At 63.3% G+C, this 18,863-nt stretch carries 19 protein-coding genes; 16 read left to right on the top strand and 3 right to left on the bottom strand.

Annotated features, from left to right (window positions below):
• Positions 1-32 precede the first annotated feature (32 nt).
• From msuE to FB009_RS01885, 10 genes are all read left to right on the top strand, one after another.
• A complete protein-coding gene (msuE, locus tag FB009_RS01930; protein ID WP_011969839.1) occupies positions 33-590 on the top strand; it encodes an FMN reductase in 558 nt (185 codons plus the stop codon).
• Between the two features lie 34 nt (positions 591-624).
• Positions 625-1,974 carry an LLM class flavin-dependent oxidoreductase gene (locus tag FB009_RS01925; RefSeq protein ID WP_011969840.1) on the top strand — a complete coding sequence of 450 codons (1,350 nt, stop codon included), beginning with the start codon at positions 625-627 and terminating at the stop codon, positions 1,972-1,974.
• Between the two features lie 16 nt (positions 1,975-1,990).
• The gene (locus tag FB009_RS01920; RefSeq protein WP_011969841.1) at positions 1,991-2,836 is read left to right on the top strand and encodes an ABC transporter permease; all 846 of its coding nucleotides are present in this window, start codon (positions 1,991-1,993) and stop codon (positions 2,834-2,836) included.
• Between the two features lie 47 nt (positions 2,837-2,883).
• Complete coding sequence (locus tag FB009_RS01915; RefSeq protein ID WP_101804677.1) at positions 2,884-3,876, top strand: ABC transporter substrate-binding protein; 993 nt, start codon at positions 2,884-2,886, stop codon at positions 3,874-3,876.
• A gap of 10 nt (positions 3,877-3,886) precedes the next feature.
• Complete coding sequence (locus tag FB009_RS01910) at positions 3,887-4,657, top strand: ABC transporter ATP-binding protein (RefSeq protein WP_011969843.1); 771 nt, start codon at positions 3,887-3,889, stop codon at positions 4,655-4,657.
• Positions 4,658-4,933: 276 nt separating this feature from the next.
• Positions 4,934-6,106: an ABC transporter substrate-binding protein gene (locus FB009_RS01905; protein ID WP_011969844.1), complete on the top strand. Its 1,173-nt coding sequence runs from the start codon at positions 4,934-4,936 to the stop codon at positions 6,104-6,106.
• Between the two features lie 116 nt (positions 6,107-6,222).
• Complete coding sequence (locus FB009_RS01900; RefSeq protein WP_011969845.1) at positions 6,223-7,086, top strand: branched-chain amino acid ABC transporter permease; 864 nt, start codon at positions 6,223-6,225, stop codon at positions 7,084-7,086.
• Positions 7,087-8,094 (top strand): branched-chain amino acid ABC transporter permease, encoded by a 1,008-nt coding sequence (locus FB009_RS01895; protein ID WP_011969846.1) that lies wholly within the window; start codon positions 7,087-7,089, stop codon positions 8,092-8,094.
• Positions 8,091-8,855, top strand: coding sequence for an ABC transporter ATP-binding protein (locus FB009_RS01890; RefSeq protein ID WP_011969847.1), 765 nt, complete (start codon positions 8,091-8,093; stop codon positions 8,853-8,855). The genes FB009_RS01895 and FB009_RS01890 overlap by 4 nt, the downstream gene beginning before the upstream one ends.
• Positions 8,836-9,561 (top strand): ABC transporter ATP-binding protein, encoded by a 726-nt coding sequence (locus FB009_RS01885; protein ID WP_011969848.1) that lies wholly within the window; start codon positions 8,836-8,838, stop codon positions 9,559-9,561. Before FB009_RS01890 ends, FB009_RS01885 begins: the two co-directional genes overlap by 20 nt.
• Positions 9,562-9,588: 27 nt before the next feature.
• On the opposite strand, the gene FB009_RS01880 is transcribed toward FB009_RS01885, so the two are convergent.
• Complete coding sequence (locus tag FB009_RS01880; protein ID WP_024311027.1) at positions 9,589-10,275, bottom strand: GntR family transcriptional regulator; 687 nt, start codon at positions 10,273-10,275, stop codon at positions 9,589-9,591.
• A gap of 198 nt (positions 10,276-10,473) precedes the next feature.
• On the opposite strand from FB009_RS01880, the gene FB009_RS01875 reads away from it, so the two are divergent.
• From FB009_RS01875 to FB009_RS01850, 6 genes are all read left to right on the top strand, one after another.
• Positions 10,474-11,520, top strand: a complete 1,047-nt coding sequence (locus FB009_RS01875) for a 4-hydroxythreonine-4-phosphate dehydrogenase PdxA (protein ID WP_011969850.1) — start codon at positions 10,474-10,476, stop codon at positions 11,518-11,520.
• 75 nt (positions 11,521-11,595) lie between these two features.
• Positions 11,596-12,582, top strand: a complete 987-nt coding sequence (locus FB009_RS01870; RefSeq protein WP_018210013.1) for a tripartite tricarboxylate transporter substrate binding protein — start codon at positions 11,596-11,598, stop codon at positions 12,580-12,582.
• 19 nt (positions 12,583-12,601) lie between these two features.
• On the top strand, positions 12,602-13,189 hold the full coding sequence (locus FB009_RS01865; protein WP_033042400.1) for a tripartite tricarboxylate transporter TctB family protein: 588 nt from the start codon (positions 12,602-12,604) through the stop codon (positions 13,187-13,189).
• 34 nt (positions 13,190-13,223) lie between these two features.
• Positions 13,224-14,762: a tripartite tricarboxylate transporter permease gene (locus tag FB009_RS01860; RefSeq protein ID WP_011969853.1), complete on the top strand. Its 1,539-nt coding sequence runs from the start codon at positions 13,224-13,226 to the stop codon at positions 14,760-14,762.
• Between the two features lie 44 nt (positions 14,763-14,806).
• The gene (locus FB009_RS01855) at positions 14,807-15,748 is read left to right on the top strand and encodes a sugar phosphate isomerase/epimerase family protein (protein ID WP_018210011.1); all 942 of its coding nucleotides are present in this window, start codon (positions 14,807-14,809) and stop codon (positions 15,746-15,748) included.
• A 16-nt stretch (positions 15,749-15,764) separates the two neighbouring features.
• Positions 15,765-17,483, top strand: coding sequence for a dihydroxyacetone kinase family protein (locus FB009_RS01850; RefSeq protein ID WP_018210010.1), 1,719 nt, complete (start codon positions 15,765-15,767; stop codon positions 17,481-17,483).
• A 42-nt stretch (positions 17,484-17,525) separates the two neighbouring features.
• Here the strand turns inward: FB009_RS01850 and FB009_RS01845 are convergent, their stop codons facing one another.
• Both FB009_RS01845 and phnL read right to left on the bottom strand, forming a co-directional pair.
• Positions 17,526-18,140, bottom strand: coding sequence for a DapH/DapD/GlmU-related protein (locus FB009_RS01845; protein ID WP_011969856.1), 615 nt, complete (start codon positions 18,138-18,140; stop codon positions 17,526-17,528).
• The gene (gene phnL, locus FB009_RS01840) at positions 18,137-18,844 is read right to left on the bottom strand and encodes a phosphonate C-P lyase system protein PhnL (protein WP_011969857.1); all 708 of its coding nucleotides are present in this window, start codon (positions 18,842-18,844) and stop codon (positions 18,137-18,139) included. Before phnL ends, FB009_RS01845 begins: the two co-directional genes overlap by 4 nt.
• Positions 18,845-18,863: the final 19 nt, after the last annotated feature.

Raw genomic sequence — 18,863 nt, 5'->3', positions numbered from 1 at the left:
CTGAAGCGTAAATCACACGGGGAGTTAAAGCGATGCCGCAGTCACGAGTGGTGGGAATTTCAGGCAATATCACGCGTCCGTCCAAAACACGCGCATTCGTGGACCACATCGTCCACCGGCTGGCGGTCGATGCCGGCGCTTCGGCGCAGACCTTCGATATCGAGGATTTCGGGGCTTCCTTGCTGCCCGCGAGACGGCTCGATGAACTCGCGCCGGAAGCGCGCTATGTCGTCGGTCAGATCGTCGCAGCCGACATTCTGGTGGTCGGCTCGCCGACCTTCAAAGGAAGCTACACCGGTCTCTTCAAGCACGTCTTCGACCTGCTGGATCCCGCTTCGCTTCGCGGCAAACCCATCATCCTCTCGGCTACCGGGGGCGGGGAACGACACTCGCTGATGGTGGAGCACCAGATGCGGCCGCTGTTCGGCTTTTTCGAAGCCCTGGCGATGCCGACCGCGATCTACGCTTGCGACAAGGACTTTGCCGACGGCGCTCTGATTTCGGAGGCAATTCATGCGCGCGTCGGAAGGGCGATCGAAGAAGCAACGCAAGCGCTCGCGCGTCCCGGCAAGGCAAGGCTCGCGGCCTAACCGCGCAATTGAACCACATCCATTGGAGGCAGCAATGACCAGACAGATAAAGCTCGGAGCCTTTCTCCCCGGCGGCGGCCAGCATATTGCCGCCTGGCGGCATCCCGACGCTCCCGCAGACGGTGCCACGAATTTCCAATTCCACAGAAGGCTTGCCGAGACTGCGGAGCGCGGCCTGTTCGACGCCTATTTTCTTGCCGACAACCTCTCCGTCGGACTTGGCGGCCGCGAAGGCGGCAATGCGAAAATCGCCGGTTTCGAGCCCGTCACCCTCTTTGCAGCACTCGCGCCGCTGACGACCCATCTCGGCTTCATAGCCACGGCATCGACGACCTACGAAGAGCCATACACGCTCGCCCGCAAGTTCGCCTCGCTCGACCTTCTTTCCGACGGGCGGGCAGGCTGGAACGTGGTCACATCCGCCGGCGACGAGACGGCGCGCAACTTCAACAGGGAATCGCAGCCGAGCCACGCCGAACGGTACCAGCGCGCACACGAGCATGTCGAGACCGTCAAGGCTCTATGGGACAGCTGGGAAGACGACGCTTTCATCAGGGACAAGACGACTGGCCGCTTCTTCGATGCCGGGCGTGTTCACGACATCGATCACAGGGGCAAGCATTTCAGCGTCAAAGGACCGCTGAACGCGCCACGTCCGGTTCAGGGACACCCGGTCGTGGTGCAGGCGGGTCAATCCGAAGACGGGCGCAAGCTTGCGGCGGCAAGCGCCGAGGTGATCTTCACCGCCCATCAGAGCCTCGCTTCGGCCCAGGAATTCTACCGCGACATCAAGGCGCGTGTGAAGCGCGCCGGGCGGAACCCAGAACATGTGCTGATCATGCCGGGGGTGGCTCCTTTTGTCGGCCGGACTGAGGAAGAGGCCCGCTCCAAATATGAAGAACTGAATGCGCTGATCGTGCCGGAGGACGGCGTGGCGCTGCTGAACGGCCTGACCGGCGGCACGCTCGACCTGACGGGATATCCGCTGGACGAGCCCTTGCCCGTCAGCGATGAGACGGAGGGGATGAAAAGCCGGCAGGCGCTGATCCGGAAGATCGCGGACGAGCATGGCTTCACCATACGCCAGCTCTATCAGTGGATCGCGACCGCACGGGGTCACTACACCGTCGTCGGCAGCGCCGAGCAGGTCGCCGATCAGCTCGAGGAGTGGTTCCTCAGCGACGCCGCCGACGGGTTCAACATCCTGCCGCCATGGCTTCCGGGTGCGCTCGACGATTTCGTCGATCTGGTCATCCCGATACTGCAGAAGCGCGGTCTGTTTCGGACCGCTTACGAGGGCCGGACCCTGCGGGAAAATCTCGGTCTTCCCCGTCCGGCGAACCCATGGACTTTGGGACGCGCGACCGTTCAGGCGGCCGAGTGAGCGAGGAGACACGAATATGAGCTTGCAGGAACTCGACAGGTCGATCGTCCACGACGGCGGCAGCGTCAGCGCGAAAGCGGATGAGTATCTTCGCCGGTCAGGTACAGCCGCCGGTGGCTGGCTGTCGCGCTACGGACTGCTCATTGCCGTTCTGGCGCTCTGGCAGGCAGCCAGCACCGCCGGCTGGATCAACCCGGCAGTGTTTCCGTCCGTCGGTGCGATTCTTTCCGCGCTCTGGACGGGAATTTCCGGCGGAGCCTTGCTCGATGATATCGCAGTCAGCCTTCAGCGCTCCGGCACCGCCTTCGCCGGCGCTGTCGTCTTGGCTATACCGCTCGGTCTCTTGATGGGGCAGGTCCGTTCGATCGAGAACGCGCTCGATCCCGTCCTCCAGCTTTTCCGCCAGACGTCCGCGCTCGCTCTCTATCCGGTTTTCATTCTTCTTCTCGGACTTGGCGAGGCGTCGAAAGTCTTCGTCATCTTCTGGGCGACGCTTTTCCCGCTGCTCCTGAGCACCATCAGCGGGGTCAAGGAGGTGGATTCGAAGCTAATCGAGATGGCGCGTGTCTACGGGGCGTCGCGTCTGACGGTATTCCGTCGCGTGGTTCTCCCCGGAGCCGTTCCTTCGATCTTCGTCGGCCTGCGCTTGAGTGCAACGACCGCCCTGCTGCTGCTGATCGCTTCCGAGATGATCGGAGCCAACAAGGGCATCGGGTTCCAGGTCATGAATGCCCAGTACAACTTCCAGATCCCGCTGATGTTTGCGGCGATCTTCATCCTGGCCGGGCTCGGGCTCCTTTCCAACTACGCGCTGGTCTTTGCGCAGCGCCGCCTCTGCCGCTGGAGCGACGCCTCGAACTAACGGCCGCCCCGGCATTCGAAACTTCCTGATCACGGAAAAGGTGACACATGACGATCTCCGTTCGCGCCTTCGCATTGGGCAGCCTGGTCGCAATCGGCTTCTCCAGCCTTGCGGCAGCGGAAGCTCAAGAACCGGTGACGCTTCGGTTTCTCGCGAGCCAAGGCAGCTTATCGCCGCACGAACTCGCCTATGAACTCGGCTATTTCGATGGCCTCGGAATCAAGCTCGAGAATGTCGGTTATGCGGGAGGCGGACCGGCGTCCCTGTTCGCGCTTGCTTCCGGCAGCGTCGACATCGGCTCGGCGGCGACGGCAGCCGTGATCAACTCGATTGCCGGCGGCAACGATTTCGTCGCGGCCTTTCCGACCAATGGCATCAACGAGCAGGTCAAGAGCATCTTCTACGTGCTCGAGGACAGCCCTATCAGGACGATCGAGGATATCGCGGGTAAGACGATCGCCGTGAATACGCTTGGGGCCCATCTCGACTACGCGATACGCGAGGCGCTGCATAGCAACGGCCTGCCCGAAAACGCAGCCAATCTCGTCGTCGTGCCCGGACCTCAGCTCGAACAGACGCTCCGGTCGAACCAGGTGGACATCTCCGCCGTCGGATACTGGCAGGCGACGTTCAATGGGCAGCTCGTCGCCAATGGCGGAGTACGCGCGGTCTTCGACGACACGGATGTGCTCGGCGAGATTGCCGGAGGTTTCGCGGTTCTGCGCCGCGATTTCGTGGAAAAGAATCCGGACGCAGCCAGGCGCTTCGTAGAGCAGTCCGCGCGCGCCGCCGACTGGTCGCGTGAGCATCCGGACGAAGCACGTGCCTTGCTTGCCCGCATTCTGACCGAGCGCGGCGAGAACGGCGATCTCGCGAAGCATTGGACCGGATTCGGCCTGCGGAAAGGCGCGAAAGCGACCGAGCGGGATCTGGATTTCTGGATCGGCGTCCTCGAACGCGAGGGCAGCCTGCCCCGAGGCAAATACAAGGCTTCCGATCTTTTGTTCCGGCCGGACGCCAAGTCCGCCGCGTCGAATTGAGGGTGGCGACATGGCTGAAGTAAGAAGCCTACGCAGGGGGGAGGTGGCGCTCCGCGACCTCTCGAAATCCTTCCGGATCAATGGAAGGCCGCTCAGCGTCCTCAGGAACCTTAATCTGGATATCCGGTCCGGGGAGTGCCTCGCGATCGTCGGTGCAAGCGGATCCGGCAAGACGACATTGCTGCGTGTTCTCGCGGGCCTCGAAACCGCCGATTCCGGCCGAGCTTTGATCGACGGTCGCCCGGTCACCGGCGTCGGCAGGGAGCGCGCGGTCATTTTCCAGGAGCCGCGGCTGCTTCCATGGCTGACCGTCCTCGGCAACGTGGCCTTCGGCCTTGAGGTACGGGGCGAGGATCCGGGACGCGCCGACGAACGCGCACGCCACTATATCGCCCTTGTAGGCCTTGCCGATTTTCAGGACGCCTATCCGAAACAGCTTTCGGGTGGAATGGCGCAACGGGTCGGGCTTGCGCGGGCGCTGACGGTTCAGCCCGAAATTCTGCTGCTCGACGAACCGTTGGGCGCGCTCGATGCCATGACGAAGCTCACGATGCAGCAGGAACTGGAGCGCATCTGGCGCGAGGAGAATGTGACCATGGTGCTCGTCACCCACGATCTCGAGGAAGCGCTTTATCTCGCGGACCGTGTTCTGATCTTACCGAAGCAAAAGGACGCTTCGCCGCGCCTGATCGGGATCGATCTGCCGCGACCGCGTGATCGCAGCGAAGCGCGCTTCGTCCGATACCGTCAGGAGCTGCTTCGCGAATTCGGGCTGCACTGAGGTCTCTTGCAGCCGGTGACCGGACCCGCGATGCAAGCCTGCTTGCTCTGCGAACAGTATCCTCGGGCCTGACCGGATCAAGCCCGAGGATAACGAGGGAAGGACGCCCTTCGTGTTCCGCATAGGTCCAAAAGCAATAACCGGGGAATTATGAATTTCCGCCCATATTTCATTTTTGCATCACCGTTTGACATGGCAGACTGCCCGCCATCAATGCGATTGATCTTGAATGAAGCGACGCCGGTCGGGAGTGACGGATGTCGCGGGGAGGGAAATATGAGAAGGATCATTCTGGCCGCGCTCGCGGCCCTGGTAACGAGCGCGGCGGCGCATGCCGATGCGATCAAGGTCGGCGTCGTTGGGCCATTTTCAGGGCCTTTTGCGCTGCAGGGAAAGAACTTCAAGGCGGGAATCGACGCCTATATGGCGCTGAGCGGGGTCAAGGTCGGCGAAGACGATATCGAGATCATCTATCGCGACGTACCGCAGGCGGATCCGGCCCAGTCCAAGGCGCTGGCACAGGAACTGGTTGTCAAGGAAGGCGTGCAGTATCTCGCCGGGTTCTATTTCACGCCGGATGCGATGGCCGTCACGCCGTTGCTCGAGCAGGCGAACGTGCCGCTGGTGATCATGAATGCCGCAACATCGGCGATCGTCACCAAGAGCCCCCTTGTGGTGCGCACTTCCTTCACGCTTTGGCAGACATCCACGCCGATCGCCAAGGTGGCGAGGGAAGCCGGCGTCTCGAAGATTATCTCGGTCGTCAGCGACTACGGCCCGGGCATCGACGCGGAGAACGCATTCAAGACGGGCTTCGAAGCCGTGGGCGGCCAGGTCGTCGAGGCGATCCGCATGCCGCTGTCGACCAACGACTTCTCGCCGATCATGCAGCGCATCAAGGACTCCGGCGCAGAAGGGGTCTTTGCCTTCCTGCCGTCCGGCCCGACGACGCTCGGCTTCGTCAAGGCTTTCAACGAAAACGGGCTAAAGGACGGCGGCGTCAAATTCTTCGCCCCCGGCGATCTCACACAGGAGTCCGACCTGCCGGCGCTGGGTGATGCCGCGCTCGGCCTGCAAACGACTTTCCACTACTCCGTCTCGCATGATTCTCCCGAGAACAAGGCGTTCGTCGAGGCGGCCGCCAAGGCGATCGGCAATCCGACTGAGCTGTCCTTCCCCTCGGTCGGCGCCTATGACGGCATGCATGTCATCTATAAGATGATCGAGGCGACAGGAGGCGAGCAGAACGCTCAGAAGGCGGTCGACGCGGTCAAGGGGCTCTCCTGGACGAGCCCGCGCGGACCGGTTTCGATCGATCCCGAATCGCGCCATATCACGCAGAACATCTATCTGCGCGAGGTCTCAAAGGCCGACGATGGCACCTATTACAACAAGGAAATCCAGACCTTCGAGAAACAGGGCGATCCCGGCCTCGCGGCGCTGAAGTGAGCAACCGGCCAGTCTCGCTGTTTCACACGCGGCTGTGCCCGGCAGATCACTCATTCCTGTGACGGGCGCAGGAAGAGGAGGGGAAGAGCAACCTTGCCAATCGACAGGATGCGATCATGCAGACCATCTTCAGCATAGCGGTCGATGCGCTCGCCTATGGCATGGTGCTGTTCGTGATCTCGATCGGTCTCTCGGTCACCCTCGGCCTCATGCGTGTCGTCAATCTCGCGCACGGCGCATTCGCGATGATCGGAGGCTACATCGCATCCTATGCGGCGCGGGACCTTGGGGTCGGCTATGGGCTCGCGGTGCTGATCGCCGTTTTCGGCACGATCGTCATCGCCATTCCGATCGAACGCTTGCTATACCGCCGGATCTACGGCCGCCCGGAATTGACGCAGGTGCTGATGACGATCGGCATCACCTTCTGCATCATAGGGATCGCCAATTACGTTTTCGGGCCGACCCTCAAGACGATCCCACTGCCGCCGAGCCTGCAGGGCTCGGCCGATCTCGGCTTCCGTTCGATCGCCGTGCACCGGATCTTCGCGATCGTCTGCGGCCTCTGCGTCGCCGCGGCCCTCTGGTATGCGATCGAGAGGACCGCTTTCGGGGTCAGATTAAGGGCCGCCGTGGATGATGCGGCCATGGCGGCGGCACTCGGCGTGCGCACGGAAGTCATCTACGCCGTGAGCTTCGCGGTCGCCGTCGGACTTGCCGCATTCGGGGGTGTCGTCGGTGCGGAGCTGTTGCCGGTGGAGCCCTATTATGCGCTCAGATACATGGTCACCTTCCTGGTCGTCGTTTCCGTGGGTGGTGCGGGATCGATCCCGGGCGCGCTTGCCGCCTGCCTGCTGCTTGGCGGCATCGATACGACCGGGCGCTATCTGATGCCGGAGTTCGGGGAGTTCTTCTTCTACCTGGCCGTCATCGCGATCGTCTGCGTGTTTCCGCGCGGCCTTGCCGGAAGGATGAAGTAAGTGACCACGGCTACGACGAACCAGGCAGAGGCGCCCCTTCTTTCGGGCAGGCACGGGCTCGGCCGTGATCTTGCCGCTCTCGCCGTGATACTTGTCCTGGCCGTCATCGGTTATCTTCTGTTCCCGAACAATCTGGCGCTGCTCACGCGCATCATGGCGATCGCCCTCCTGGTTCTCTCACTCGACCTGGTGACGGGCTATTGCGGCGTCGCGACCCTCGGCCATGCGGCGCTGTTCGGCAGCGGCGCTTATGCCGCCGGGATCGCGGCCGTTCATTTCGGCATCACCGATCCGCTCCTTATGGTCGCCGCCGGCATCATCGGCGGTGCGCTTGCCGGGCTCGTCTGCGGCGTCGTAATTTTGAGGGCCCACGGCCTCCCGCAGCTCGTGCTCTCGATCGCCCTCATCCATCTGTTCCATGAATTCGCCAACAAGGCGTCGTCCTGGACGGGCGGCAGCGATGGATTGGCGGGCATCGCGCCCGATCCTCTTTTTGGAATTTTCGCTTACGACCTGTGGGGCCGCACGGCCTATGTCTTCGCAGTCGTGCTGCTCGCAATCGTCTTCATGTTCCTTCGTCTCGTCGTGCGCTCACCCTTTGGCATGCTCTGCCGCGGCATCAAGGAGGACCCGATCCGCATTCAGGCAATGGGCGGGTCGCCGACGATCGCCCTCCTCAAGATGTATGTAATTTCCGGTGCGGTCGCTGGCGTCGGCGGGGCACTCAACGCCGTCTCGACGCAGGTCGTCGGTCTCGACAGCCTCTCCTTCACGCTCTCGGCCGAAAGCCTGGTCATGCTCGTGCTCGGCGGCACCGGCTCGCTCTTCGGGGCCGTCACCGGTACGATCGTTTTCATGCTCTTCGAAGATCTCGTCTCGGCGGCCAACCCGTTTCATTGGCTCACCATGGTCGGAGCCCTGTTGATTGCGGTTGTGCTCTTTGCGCCGAAAGGGCTTTACGGCACGGTCGCAGAAGTCCTCGCGCGGCGACGGGGGGCGGGCCGATGAGCGCCATATTCGAAGTCAGAAATCTCAAGCGCTCCTTCGGCGGCCTCGCCGTCACCAATGATGTCAGCCTTTCCATGGCACCGGGCGACCGCGTCGCCCTGATCGGACCGAACGGTGCCGGAAAGACGACCTTCGTCAACCTCGTCACCGGCAATCTGGAGCCGGATGCCGGAGAGGTAAGGATCGGCGGCGAATCCGTCACCAACGTCAATGCAATCGACCGCGTTCGCCGCGGCCTCGTCCGTTCGTTCCAGGTGACGCGTCTATTCCAGGACATGACGCCCGCCGAGCACGTGGCGCTCGCGATCCTGCAGCGCGACGGCCGGGCAGGCCGCATGTTCGGCAATTTCCTGTCGATGCCCGGGGTGATGGCGGAGGTGGGCGTTCTCATTGGCAAGCTGGGTTTGCGCGATCTGGCGCACCGGCCGGTGCGCGAGATCGCCTATGGCCAGCAGCGGCTGCTGGAGATCGCGATGGCGCTGGCGCTCAAACCGAGGGTGCTGCTGCTCGACGAGCCAGCAGCCGGCGTGCCGCAGAGCGACACGGGCCGCATCGAGCGGGCGCTCGCCGATCTCCCAGATGACCTCGCCGTGCTGATGATCGAGCACGACATGGATCTCGTCTTCCGCTTCGCCAAGCGCGTGATCGTGCTTGCTGCCGGCACGGTTATCTTCGACGGCTCTCCAGCCGACGTCACCAAAGATCCGCGTGTGCGCGAAGCTTATCTCGGGAGCTATGCCGATGCCAGCAGCGCCGCTTGAGGTCGACAATCTCTCCGCCGGCTATGGGCCGACGCGGGTGCTGGAAGGAATTTCCTTTTCCGTGTCTGCCGGCGCGAAGCTTGCGGTTCTCGGGCGTAATGGCATGGGCAAGACGACGCTGCTCGCTACGCTCGCCGGCCAGACGCGCCGTTATGACGGGCGCATCCGTATCGGCGAGGCCGATGTCACCGCGCTGTCGAGCGCATCACGCGCGCTGAAAGGCCTCGGCTTCGTGCCGCAGGCGCGCTGCGTTTTCCCGTCGCTGACGGTCGAGGAAAATCTCTTCGTCGGCCTCAAGGGCCGTGCGAAGACGGCGCTGAACGAAGCTTACGAGATGTTTCCGCGCCTCTATGAGAGGCGCAGGAACTTGGGCTCGCAGCTTTCGGGCGGCGAGCAGCAGATGCTGTCGACAGCCCGCTCGATCCTCGGCCGGCCATCCATTCTGCTTCTCGACGAGCCGCTCGAAGGACTGGCCCCGGTCATCTGCGAGGAACTGATGAAAGCCTTCGCCCAGCTTGCAAGGACCGGCGATATGACGATCCTGCTCGTCGAGCAGCGCATTCGGAGCGCGCTCGATTTCGCCGACCGGGTGATCATCCTGGAGCGCGGGCGGCTCGCATGGAGCGGAACGCCGAAGGCGCTTGTGAAGGAGCCCGCCACGGTCGAGCAGCTGCTGGGGATTGGCGGGTTGGCGCCGAGCCCTTGATTTGCCGCAATCCGACAGCCGGTCACTCTAAACCGCCTCGCGCACCCGCTCCCAGGCCTTCGTCAGATGGCGCCCGAGCACCTCCGATAGCGTGACCTCGTCGCGCGCTTCTAGGGCGGCGATCATCTCTTGATGTTCGGCAACCGCGGCGGCCCATTTCTCCGGGCCCTCATGGCCGATGAAGCGGATGCGCTTCAGCCGCGTCTGCAGCATGGCATGCATGTCGGCAAGCGCCGCATTGCGCGAAAGCCGGGCGATGGCGGTGTGGATTTCCTGGTTGAGCTTGTAATATTGCATCCGGTCACCCGCCTCGTAGCGGCGCACCATTTCGTCGTGGAGCGCGCGAACTTCAGCGATCTCCGCATCGGTCGCGGTCTCGCAGGCAAGCCGGCCTGCGAGCTCCTCCAGCGTCTGCAGCACCGTCAGCATGTCCCGGACGTCCTTGGCGCTGAAACGCTTGACCACGGCGCCGCGGCTCGGAACGAGCTCGACCAGACCTTCGCTCGCCAAATATTTGATCGCTTCGCGCAGCGGCGTGCGTGATACGCCGAGCTGCTCGCCGAGCTGTCCCTCGTGCAGGCGGGTTCCTGGCGGAAGATTGCCCTCGATTATCATGTCACGCAGATGGCCGACCAGAGTGTCGTGCAGTGCGGTGCGCCGAATGGGTCCGGGACCGCCTACGGGCCGCTGCTCCAGTGATTTGATTTCGTTCATTTGTCTCGTCTGAGCCTCGGACCGCCGCGCGGTCTCCCCCTTGAGTACGTCCGATTGAATCGGTGCCTTCTCAGTCAAGCATGAAGACTGCCTCCGCTACCGTCAACAGAAAATGCTGCATACAAAATACAAAAGACTTGATGCAGAATTTTGAATGACGTATGAGACGTTAAAGCACGGAAAGCGGAGGGCATCTCGATGACGACACCAGGAGCGGACGGAACGGAGGAGCGGCGCACCGTGATTGCGCTGGCGATGGGCGACCCCGCCGGGATCAGCCCGGAGCTGACGGCGCGGCTGCTTGCCCTTTCCGACATCCGCGAGGCGGTGCATATCATTGCCATCGGCGATCGCCGCATCCTTGATGAGGGCGCCCGGGTGGCCGGCGTCACGCTGGATCTGGAATCGGTTTCACTCGATTCGCTTGACAGGTCCGGCACGGCGCGCCACGTCTTCGTGGATCTCGCCCATCTCGATCCGGCCGATGTAGTGCGCGGAGAGGCGACGCTTGCCGGCGGCACCTTCGCCACGCGAAATTTCCGCACGGCGCTCGAACTCGCCCATGCCGGCAAGGCCGAAGCCGTCTGCTTCACACCCTTCAACAAGAAGGCGATGCGCTTTGCCTATCCAGGCTATGACGACGAGATCCGCTTCGTCGCCGACGTGCTTTCCTTCACCGGAAAAGTTCGTGAATTCAACGTTCTCGAGAAGGTTTGGAACGCGCGGGTGACCTCGCATATCCCGCTCAAGGATGTGGCAGCCCACCTGTCGGTGGATGCGATCCTCGCCGAAATCAATCTGACGCAGGCCTGCCTCAAGGATGCCGGCTACGAGGAAGCGAGAATTGCGGTTGCGGGGCTCAATCCGCATGCCGGCGACGGCGGCAGCTTCGGCATGGAAGAGATCGACATCATCGAGCCGGCGGTCGAGAAGGCCAGGGCCCTCGGATTCAATGTCGAGGGGCCGTTCCCGGCTGACACGGTCTTCCTCAGGGCGCTGAAGGAAGGCTTCAATGCCGTGATGACCATGTATCACGACCAGGGTCAGATCGCCATGAAGATCATCGGTTTCGACAAGGGCGTGACGATGATGGGCGGGCTGGCGTTCCCGCTCTGCACGCCTGCGCATGGCACGGCTTACGACATCGCCGGCAAGGGCATCGCCGATATCGGCGCCACTCGCGAGGCGATCCTGCTCGCCGCTCGAATGGCGAAGAAAAAGCGGGCGCTTCCGGCGGCTGCCTGAATTCGCACGCTTTCGATGAATACCGGCGTGAGGGGAGGTCTCGCGCCGCAATCCAACTCAACGGGAGGACCACACATGAAAAAATCCGTATCCATTGCAGCAGTCGTAGCGGCCGCTGTCGGCCTTGCCGCACCGGCATCGGCCTTCGAGCCGAACCGTCCGGTCGAATTCGTCGTCACCGCCGGTCCCGGCGGCGGCACCGATATCTTCGCGCGCACCATCCAGGCGATCATCGGCAAATACGAGCTGATGAAGGCGCCGGTCGTCGTCACCAACAAGGGCAGCGCCGGCGGTGCGGAAGGCTTCGTCTACACGGCTGGCTACAAGGGCGATCCCTGTAAACTCGCCTTCGGCACCAACAATGCCTACCTGCTGCCGGTCCGCGCCAAGGTGCCTTATAAATCCGAGGACCTGACGCCGGTCGCTTCACTCGCTTCCGACGAGTTCGTGCTCTGGGTCAACGGCAAGGCGGATTACGCGACGGCTGCCGATTTCGTGGCCAAGGCGAAGGAAGGCGGCCTTAAGATCGGCGGCAGCCAGTCCAAGGACGCCGACCAGATCCTGACCTCGATGATCAACGACGCAATCGGCGCCAAGATCAGCTACATCCCGTTCAAGAGCGGCGGCGAGGCGGCCGTTCAGCTTGCGGGCGAGCATCTCGACGCCAATGTCAACAATCCGAGCGAGAATCTCGGTCAATGGCAGGCCGGCATGATCAAGCCGCTTTGCGTCTTCAAGAGCGCAAAGTTTGCAAGCGACGCCAAGGTAGCCGGCGACAAGGCCTGGAGCGACATCCCGACCTGCAAGGAAGCCGGCATTCCGATCGAAAACTACGCGATGCCGCGCACCGTCTGGCTGCCGGCCGGCGTCGAGCATGATGTCGTCCAGTTCTATGCGGATGTCCTGCGCAAGGTCTCCGAGACGCCGGAATGGGAGAAATATCTTGCCGACAGCTCGCAGTCTCCCGGCTTTGTGACGGGCGACGAACTCAAAGCCGTCATCGAAAAGGATGGCGCGACGGTCGGCGAAGTGCTGAAGCGCGAAGGCTGGCTCGCCAACTAAGTACCCGGTCAATGGGCGCTTGGGACCCAGGGAAGAGGATGCGGGTAGAACCGCATCCATCCTCGGCCTGCCGGACGCCCATTCTCCGCTCGGAAAGGTCATGATCATGAGTGAGAACAGTGCGAATGGGATCAGCCGCTTTGCTGTGGAACTTGGCGTCGCCGCGCTGACAGGTGTCTTTGGGATCGCTGTCTGCTACGGCTCACTCGATATCGGCGCGGGCTGGACCGATATGGGTCCGGATGCGGGCTATTTCCCTTTCTATATCGGCCTGCTCATCGTTCTCGGCAGCCTCGCCAATATCGCGCACGCATTCTTCAAGCATCGCGGTACGGGCGAGGTCTTCCTCGACGGCGCCCGTACCAGGGTGGTCGCCTCCTTCCTGCTGCCGATCGCCGCCTTCGCGGGCGTTTCCGCGTGGCTGGGGCTTTATGTCGGAACGGCGCTCTACATTGCCGCGACCATGCTCTTCCAGGGGCGCTACAAATGGTGGATCTCGTTGCCGGCGGGACTCGGCGTCTCGATCTTCTTTTTCATCGTTTTCGAGATCGGCTTCCAGGTTCCGCTATTGAAGGGACCGGTCGAGGCTTGGTTCGGAATTTACTGACCCGCAAGGGTGCAGTGCTTGCGGGAGGAATGACATGGAAAATATCGGTCTCCTGATCGATGGCTTCGGCCACATCCTCAGCTGGAACCATATCCTGCTGATGGTCGTCGGCGTGACGCTCGGCATCCTCGTCGGGGTGCTGCCGGGGCTCGGGGCGCCAAACGGCGTGTCGCTGCTCCTGCCGCTCACCTTCTCCATGGACCCCATCTCGGCGATCATCCTCTTGTCCTGCATGTATTGGGGCGCGCTCTTTGGCGGCTCGACGACGTCGATCCTCTTCAACATTCCGGGCGAGCCCTCATCCGTCGCGACCACATTCGACGGCTATCCAATGGCGAAAGCCGGTCATGCGAGCCGGGCGCTCACACTCGCCTTCGTTTCTGCCGGCCTCGGCGCGCTTGCCGGGGTCGTCATGATCACGCTGCTTTCGGGCTGGGTGGCGAACTTCGCACTCAAATTCTCCTCGCCGGAATATTTTGCCGTTTATTTTCTCGCCTTTGCGAGCTTCATCTCAATGGGCGCGCAGTCGCCTTTCAAGACGCTCGTGTCGATGATGCTCGGCTTCGCTCTCGCCTCCGTCGGCATGGATACGATCTCGGGCAATCTGAGGCTCACCTTCGACATTCCCGAACTGATCAAGGGCGTCAGCTTCCTCATCGCCGTCATGGGACTCTTCGGTATCGGCGAACTTCTGCTGACGACGGAAGAGGGGCTGCGCTTCGAAGGCATCAAGGCGCGGGTGCGGCTGTCCGAAATCGGCAGGACGCTGATCGAGATCCCACGCTATTGGCTGACGATCGCCCGCTCGACGATTATCGGCATCTGGATGGGGATCACGCCGGCCGGCCCGACCGCCGCCTCCTTCATGAGCTATGGCGTTGCCCGGCGCTCGGCGCGCGACAATTCGATGTTCGGCAAGGGCGATCCGCGCGGCATCGTCGCGCCCGAGACGGCCGACCATTCCGCCGGCACTTCGGCCCTGCTGCCGATGCTGGCGCTCGGCGTCCCGGGTTCCGCCACCGCCGCGGTGATGATGGGCGGGTTGATGATCTGGGGCCTGACGCCCGGTCCGATGCTCTTCACCGATCGCCCCGACTTCGTCTGGGGCCTGATCGCCTCCATGTATCTCGGCAATGTCGTCGCTGTCTTTCTCGTGATCGCGACGGTGCCGCTTTACGCCTCCATCCTGCGTGTGCCGTTCTCCATCATCGGACCGATCATCGTCGCGGTCATCTTCTCAGGAGCTTACCAGGTCGCAAACTCCGTTTCGGACATCTTCATGGTGATCGGCTTCGGTCTTCTCGGCTACGTCTTCAAAAAGCTCGACTATCCGCTGGCGCCGCTGGTCCTCGCCATGGTGCTCGGTGACAAGGCAGAAGACGCCTTCCGCCAGTCGATGCTGATGTCGGGCGGCAGCCTGAACATCTTCTGGTCGAATGGCCTTGTCTCCGCCCTGATGGCGGTTGCCCTTGCGCTGCTTCTTTCGCCGCTCGCCTTCTTGCTGATCGGCAGCGTGCGAAAACGCAAGAACGAGGTGGTGGCGCCCGGCGGTGACGGCAGTCCGGCAGGCTGACGCGGCCTGCGACGATACGTAAATCCAATCTGAAGGAGTTCGCCATGGCGCCGCGCAAATGGAACCGTGATAACTGGCCGATTGCGGCCGCTATGATCCAGTACCCCAACCTTTTGCCAGATGGCCGATCGGTGCAGGACCAGTCGGTGGAGGAGTGGGCGGCGACGCTCGCCGACGTCGTCGATGCCGGCTTCACCGAACTGGACCCGACCGACAGCTGGATACGGCTGGCGGACCTTTCGGCGGAACGGCTTGACCAGTTCGTTAAGCTTTCACGGTCTCTTGGCCTCAATATCACGGCGATCTCCACCTCTCGGCGCAGCCTCATAGACCCGGAACATGGCGCGGAATATCTTGCCTATGGACACCGGGTCATCGAGGCGGCCGCCGCCGTAGGTGCCGGCTCCGTGTCCTTCGGCTTCTTCGGCCCGCTGACGGAGGCGCAGAAGAAGGTGCTCTGGTTCTGGACGGTCGACGGGGTGAAGAACCCCGACGATGCGGGGACCTGGCAGTTGGCGGTCTCGCGCGTTCGCGAACTCGGACGCCATGCCGAAGAACTCGGCGTCGAAGTCTCGCTGGAGATGTATGAGGACACCTATCTGGGCACGGCCGACAGTTCCGTTCGCTTCGTCGAGGAGGTCGGCCTGGCCAATGTCGGCATCAATGCCGATCTCGGAAATCTCATTCGCCTGCACCGGCCCGTGGAACATTGGCAGGAAATGATGGCAAAGGTTGCGCCTTTCGCCAAATACTGGCACGTCAAGAATTACAACCGCACGGAAGATCCGGCATCGGGCGTCATCATCACCCATCCGGCTCCGCTCGAATTCGGTCTCATCAACTATCGGGCGGCGATCAGAATGGCGCTGGCGCATGGCTTCGACAGCCCCTTCCTCTGCGAGCATTACGGGGGAGACGGACTCTCCGTCAGCGCCGCCAACCGCGATTATCTGAGGCGCATACTGCCTCGCCAAGAAGGACATTGAAGGGGACATTGCAGCGATGACCACGATCTTTGACGCTCCGGAGGATTTCGCGACGACCGCGCTCGCGGGTTTCGCGGCGATCTATCAGCGCAACGTCCGCCTGGTGAAGGGCGGCGTCGTGCGCTCGACCAAGGTGCCGAAGGGCAAGGTCGCCGTCGTCGTCGGCGGCGGCTCGGGGCACTATCCGGCCTTCGCCGGATATGTCGGTCCGGGGTTGGCCGACGCGGCGGTGGCAGGCGATGTCTTTGCCTCGCCCTCGACGGCCGCCGTAGCTCGCGTCTGCCGCCATGCCGACCAGGGCGGCGGCGTACTTCTCGGCTTCGGCAATTATGCCGGCGACGTTCTAAATTTCGGGGTGGCGGCCGAGCGGCTTCGCTCCGAAGGCATCGACGTGCGCATCCTGCCGGTGACGGACGACGTGGCGAGCGCACCCGTGGACAGCTCGGCCAAACGCCGCGGGATTGCCGGCGACCTCGTCGTCTTCAAGATCGCCGGCGCGGCAGCGGAAGCCGGCAAATCGCTCGACGAAGTGGAACGGCTCGCGCGCTACGCCAATGATCGCACCTTTTCCTTCGGTGTCGCCTTCGGCGGCTGCACGCTTCCGGGCGCCGCCGGGCCGCTCTTCACGGTCCCTGATGGCCAGATGGCGCTGGGCCTCGGCATCCATGGGGAGCCGGGTGTCAGCGAGGAGCCGATTGCGACGGCAAGCGATCTCGCAAAGCTCCTCACCGGCAAGCTTCTCGCCGAACGTCCCGCAGGCGCCAGCAAGGCGGCCGCCGTGCTGAACGGGCTCGGCTCGACCAAATATGAAGAACTCTTCGTGCTGTGGACGGCGGTCGCAAAAGAACTGGCGGAGGCGTGTGTTGAGGTGGTCGACCCCGAATGCGGGGAATTCGTCACCAGCCTCGACATGCAGGGCTGCTCGCTCACCCTTCTCTGGCTGAATGAAGAGCTGGAGGCGCTCTGGCGTGCGCCCGCGGATGCACCGGTGCTGCGCAAGGGCGTGATCATTGCCGCCGAGCCGGCGACCGATGAGATCGCGGACGCAGACGGTCCACAATCTTTCGCGCCCGCTTCGGAAGCCTCGAAGGCAAGCGGCAAGTGCATCGCCCGGCTGATCGGCAATATAGCCGATGCGCTGAAGGAGGCGGAAGAGGAACTCGGCCGTATCGACGCTTTTGCGGGAGACGGCGATCACGGTCAGGGGATGCGCCGCGGCTCGGCTGCCGCATCCGACGCAGCACAGACGGCAGTCGCGGCGGGCGCGGGTGCTGCAAGCGTTCTGGCTGCCGCGGGCGACGCCTGGGCCGATCGCGCCGGCGGCACGTCGGGTGCGATATGGGGGCTGGCGCTCCGCTCCTGGAGCATTGCATTCAGCGATGAGGACAAGGCGAGCGACGCGGCGACCGTGGAGGGCTCCCGCCTTGCGCTCGAGGGCGTGACGCGCCTTGGCCGCGCGCGTGTGGGCGACAAGACGCTGGTTGACGCGCTGGTGCCCTTCGTCGAGACGCTGGAAAGGGAATCCGCTGCCGGAAGGCCGCTCGTAGAAGCCTGGAACGCGGCGGCAACAGCCGCGCAGGAGGCAGCGGATGCGACCTCGGCGCTGACCCCGAAACTCGGCCGCGCGCGGCCGCTGGCCGAGAAGAGCATCGGCCATCCGGACGCCGGCGCAGTTTCGCTGGCGCTGGTGGCACGGGTTGCAGGCGCGTTTTTGAAGGAAGCTGCGGCCGGTTGATAACTTGCGGCGACGGGATAGTGTGCCTCACACGCAAGGCGCCTAACTATACCGCACCAAGAACTCCTCCGCAGTCAGCTCCCGGAAATCGTCCAGCGCATGGCGCAGCTTGGCATGGTCCCAATCCCACCAGGCGAGCCGGTCCATGGCTTCGCCGACTCTGGCCGTGAAGCGGTCGCGGATGAGTTTCGCCGGGACCCCGCCGACGATCGTGTAGGGCGCCACGTCCTTGGAGACGACGGCGCCGGCGCCGATCACGGCTCCATTGCCGACCTTCACTCCCGGCAGAATGGTCGCTCCGTGGCCGATCCAGACGTCATGGCCGATTGTCACCCGGTTCTGCCGCCGCCAGGCGAACAGATCGTGATCGGGCTCCGCATCCTCCCAGTACATCGGCGCGCGATAGGTGAAATGATGCAGCGTCGCTCGCCAGGTCGGGTGGTTGGTGGCGTTGATGCGCACGGCGGCGGCGATGTTGACGAATTTGCCGACCGTCGCGCACCAGATCGAGCCGTCCTGCATGATGTAGGAGTAGTCTGCGAACTCGACCTCGTCGAGTCGCGAGCGTTCCCGGATTTCGGTGAAGCGGCCAAGCGTCGAATTCACGACGCTCGCAGTCGGATGGATGCAGGGTTCGAGGCCGAGTTTCTCGCTCATGCGGCGTATCTCCTCGGCGAGAATTCCGAGACGTCGATGATGCGGTCGGCAACTGCCTCGCGCACTTCCTCGTCGTGGAAAATGCCGATCAGCGCCGTTCCCGCCGACTTTTTCGCGGCGATCATCTCCACCACCACGGCGCGGTTCTTCGCATCGAGGGAGGCGGTCGGTTCGTCGAGAAGAAGGATCTTGTGATCGGTGATGAAGCCGCGGGCGATGTTGACGCGCTGCTGCTCACCGCCCGAGAAGGTGGCCGGCGGCAGCGACCAGAGTTCCTTCGGCAGGTTGAGCTTCGAAAGCAGTTCGGCCGCGCGTTCCCGCGCGTCGCCGGCCGTGACACCGCGCGCCTGCAGGGGCTCGGCGACGATATCGAGGGCGCAGACGCGGGGCACGACGCGTAGGAACTGGCTGACATAGCCGAGCGTCGCGCGGCGCACCTCGAGCACGGTACGCGGCTCGGCCGTTGCGAGATTGACCAGCCGGCCGTCATGTTCGACCAGGATCTGGCCTTCGTCGACGCCGTAATTTCCGTAGAGCATCTTGAGGATCGAGCTCTTGCCGACGCCGGAGGGGCCGCCGAGTACGACGCATTCGCCGGCCCTCACCGAGAAGGAAACATTCGCGACCACCGGCAGGCGGACGCCGTCGCGCAAGTGCATGGTGAAGCTTTTCGCGACTTCTGAGACAACGAGCGGAGTAGCCATGGTTATTTCCCTTTGCGCA

It is taken from the genome of Sinorhizobium medicae (assembly GCF_007827695.1).
Lineage (GTDB): Bacteria > Pseudomonadota > Alphaproteobacteria > Rhizobiales > Rhizobiaceae > Sinorhizobium > Sinorhizobium medicae.
Note: the sequence above shows the minus strand (reverse complement) of the source record. Positions and strands in the feature narration are given on the sequence as shown.

Excerpts from the sequence above, each read along its gene's own strand:
- FB009_RS01925 (WP_011969840.1), top strand. The coding sequence starts at position 625 with ATGACCAGACAGATAAAGCTCGGAGCCTTTCTCCCCGGCGGCGGCCAG.
- FB009_RS01880 (WP_024311027.1), bottom strand. The coding sequence starts at position 10,275 with ATGAACGAAATCAAATCACTGGAGCAGCGGCCCGTAGGCGGTCCCGGA.
- FB009_RS01855 (WP_018210011.1), top strand. The coding sequence starts at position 14,807 with ATGGCGCCGCGCAAATGGAACCGTGATAACTGGCCGATTGCGGCCGCT.
- FB009_RS01915 (WP_101804677.1), top strand. The coding sequence starts at position 2,884 with ATGACGATCTCCGTTCGCGCCTTCGCATTGGGCAGCCTGGTCGCAATC.
- FB009_RS01905 (WP_011969844.1), top strand. The coding sequence starts at position 4,934 with ATGAGAAGGATCATTCTGGCCGCGCTCGCGGCCCTGGTAACGAGCGCG.
- FB009_RS01845 (WP_011969856.1), bottom strand. The coding sequence starts at position 18,140 with ATGAGCGAGAAACTCGGCCTCGAACCCTGCATCCATCCGACTGCGAGC.
- FB009_RS01890 (WP_011969847.1), top strand. The coding sequence starts at position 8,091 with ATGAGCGCCATATTCGAAGTCAGAAATCTCAAGCGCTCCTTCGGCGGC.
- FB009_RS01850 (WP_018210010.1), top strand. The coding sequence starts at position 15,765 with ATGACCACGATCTTTGACGCTCCGGAGGATTTCGCGACGACCGCGCTC.
- msuE (WP_011969839.1), top strand. The coding sequence starts at position 33 with ATGCCGCAGTCACGAGTGGTGGGAATTTCAGGCAATATCACGCGTCCG.
- FB009_RS01900 (WP_011969845.1), top strand. The coding sequence starts at position 6,223 with ATGCAGACCATCTTCAGCATAGCGGTCGATGCGCTCGCCTATGGCATG.
- FB009_RS01920 (WP_011969841.1), top strand. The coding sequence starts at position 1,991 with ATGAGCTTGCAGGAACTCGACAGGTCGATCGTCCACGACGGCGGCAGC.
- phnL (WP_011969857.1), bottom strand. The coding sequence starts at position 18,844 with ATGGCTACTCCGCTCGTTGTCTCAGAAGTCGCGAAAAGCTTCACCATG.
- FB009_RS01870 (WP_018210013.1), top strand. The coding sequence starts at position 11,596 with ATGAAAAAATCCGTATCCATTGCAGCAGTCGTAGCGGCCGCTGTCGGC.
- FB009_RS01885 (WP_011969848.1), top strand. The coding sequence starts at position 8,836 with ATGCCAGCAGCGCCGCTTGAGGTCGACAATCTCTCCGCCGGCTATGGG.
- FB009_RS01875 (WP_011969850.1), top strand. The coding sequence starts at position 10,474 with ATGACGACACCAGGAGCGGACGGAACGGAGGAGCGGCGCACCGTGATT.
- FB009_RS01910 (WP_011969843.1), top strand. The coding sequence starts at position 3,887 with ATGGCTGAAGTAAGAAGCCTACGCAGGGGGGAGGTGGCGCTCCGCGAC.
- FB009_RS01860 (WP_011969853.1), top strand. The coding sequence starts at position 13,224 with ATGGAAAATATCGGTCTCCTGATCGATGGCTTCGGCCACATCCTCAGC.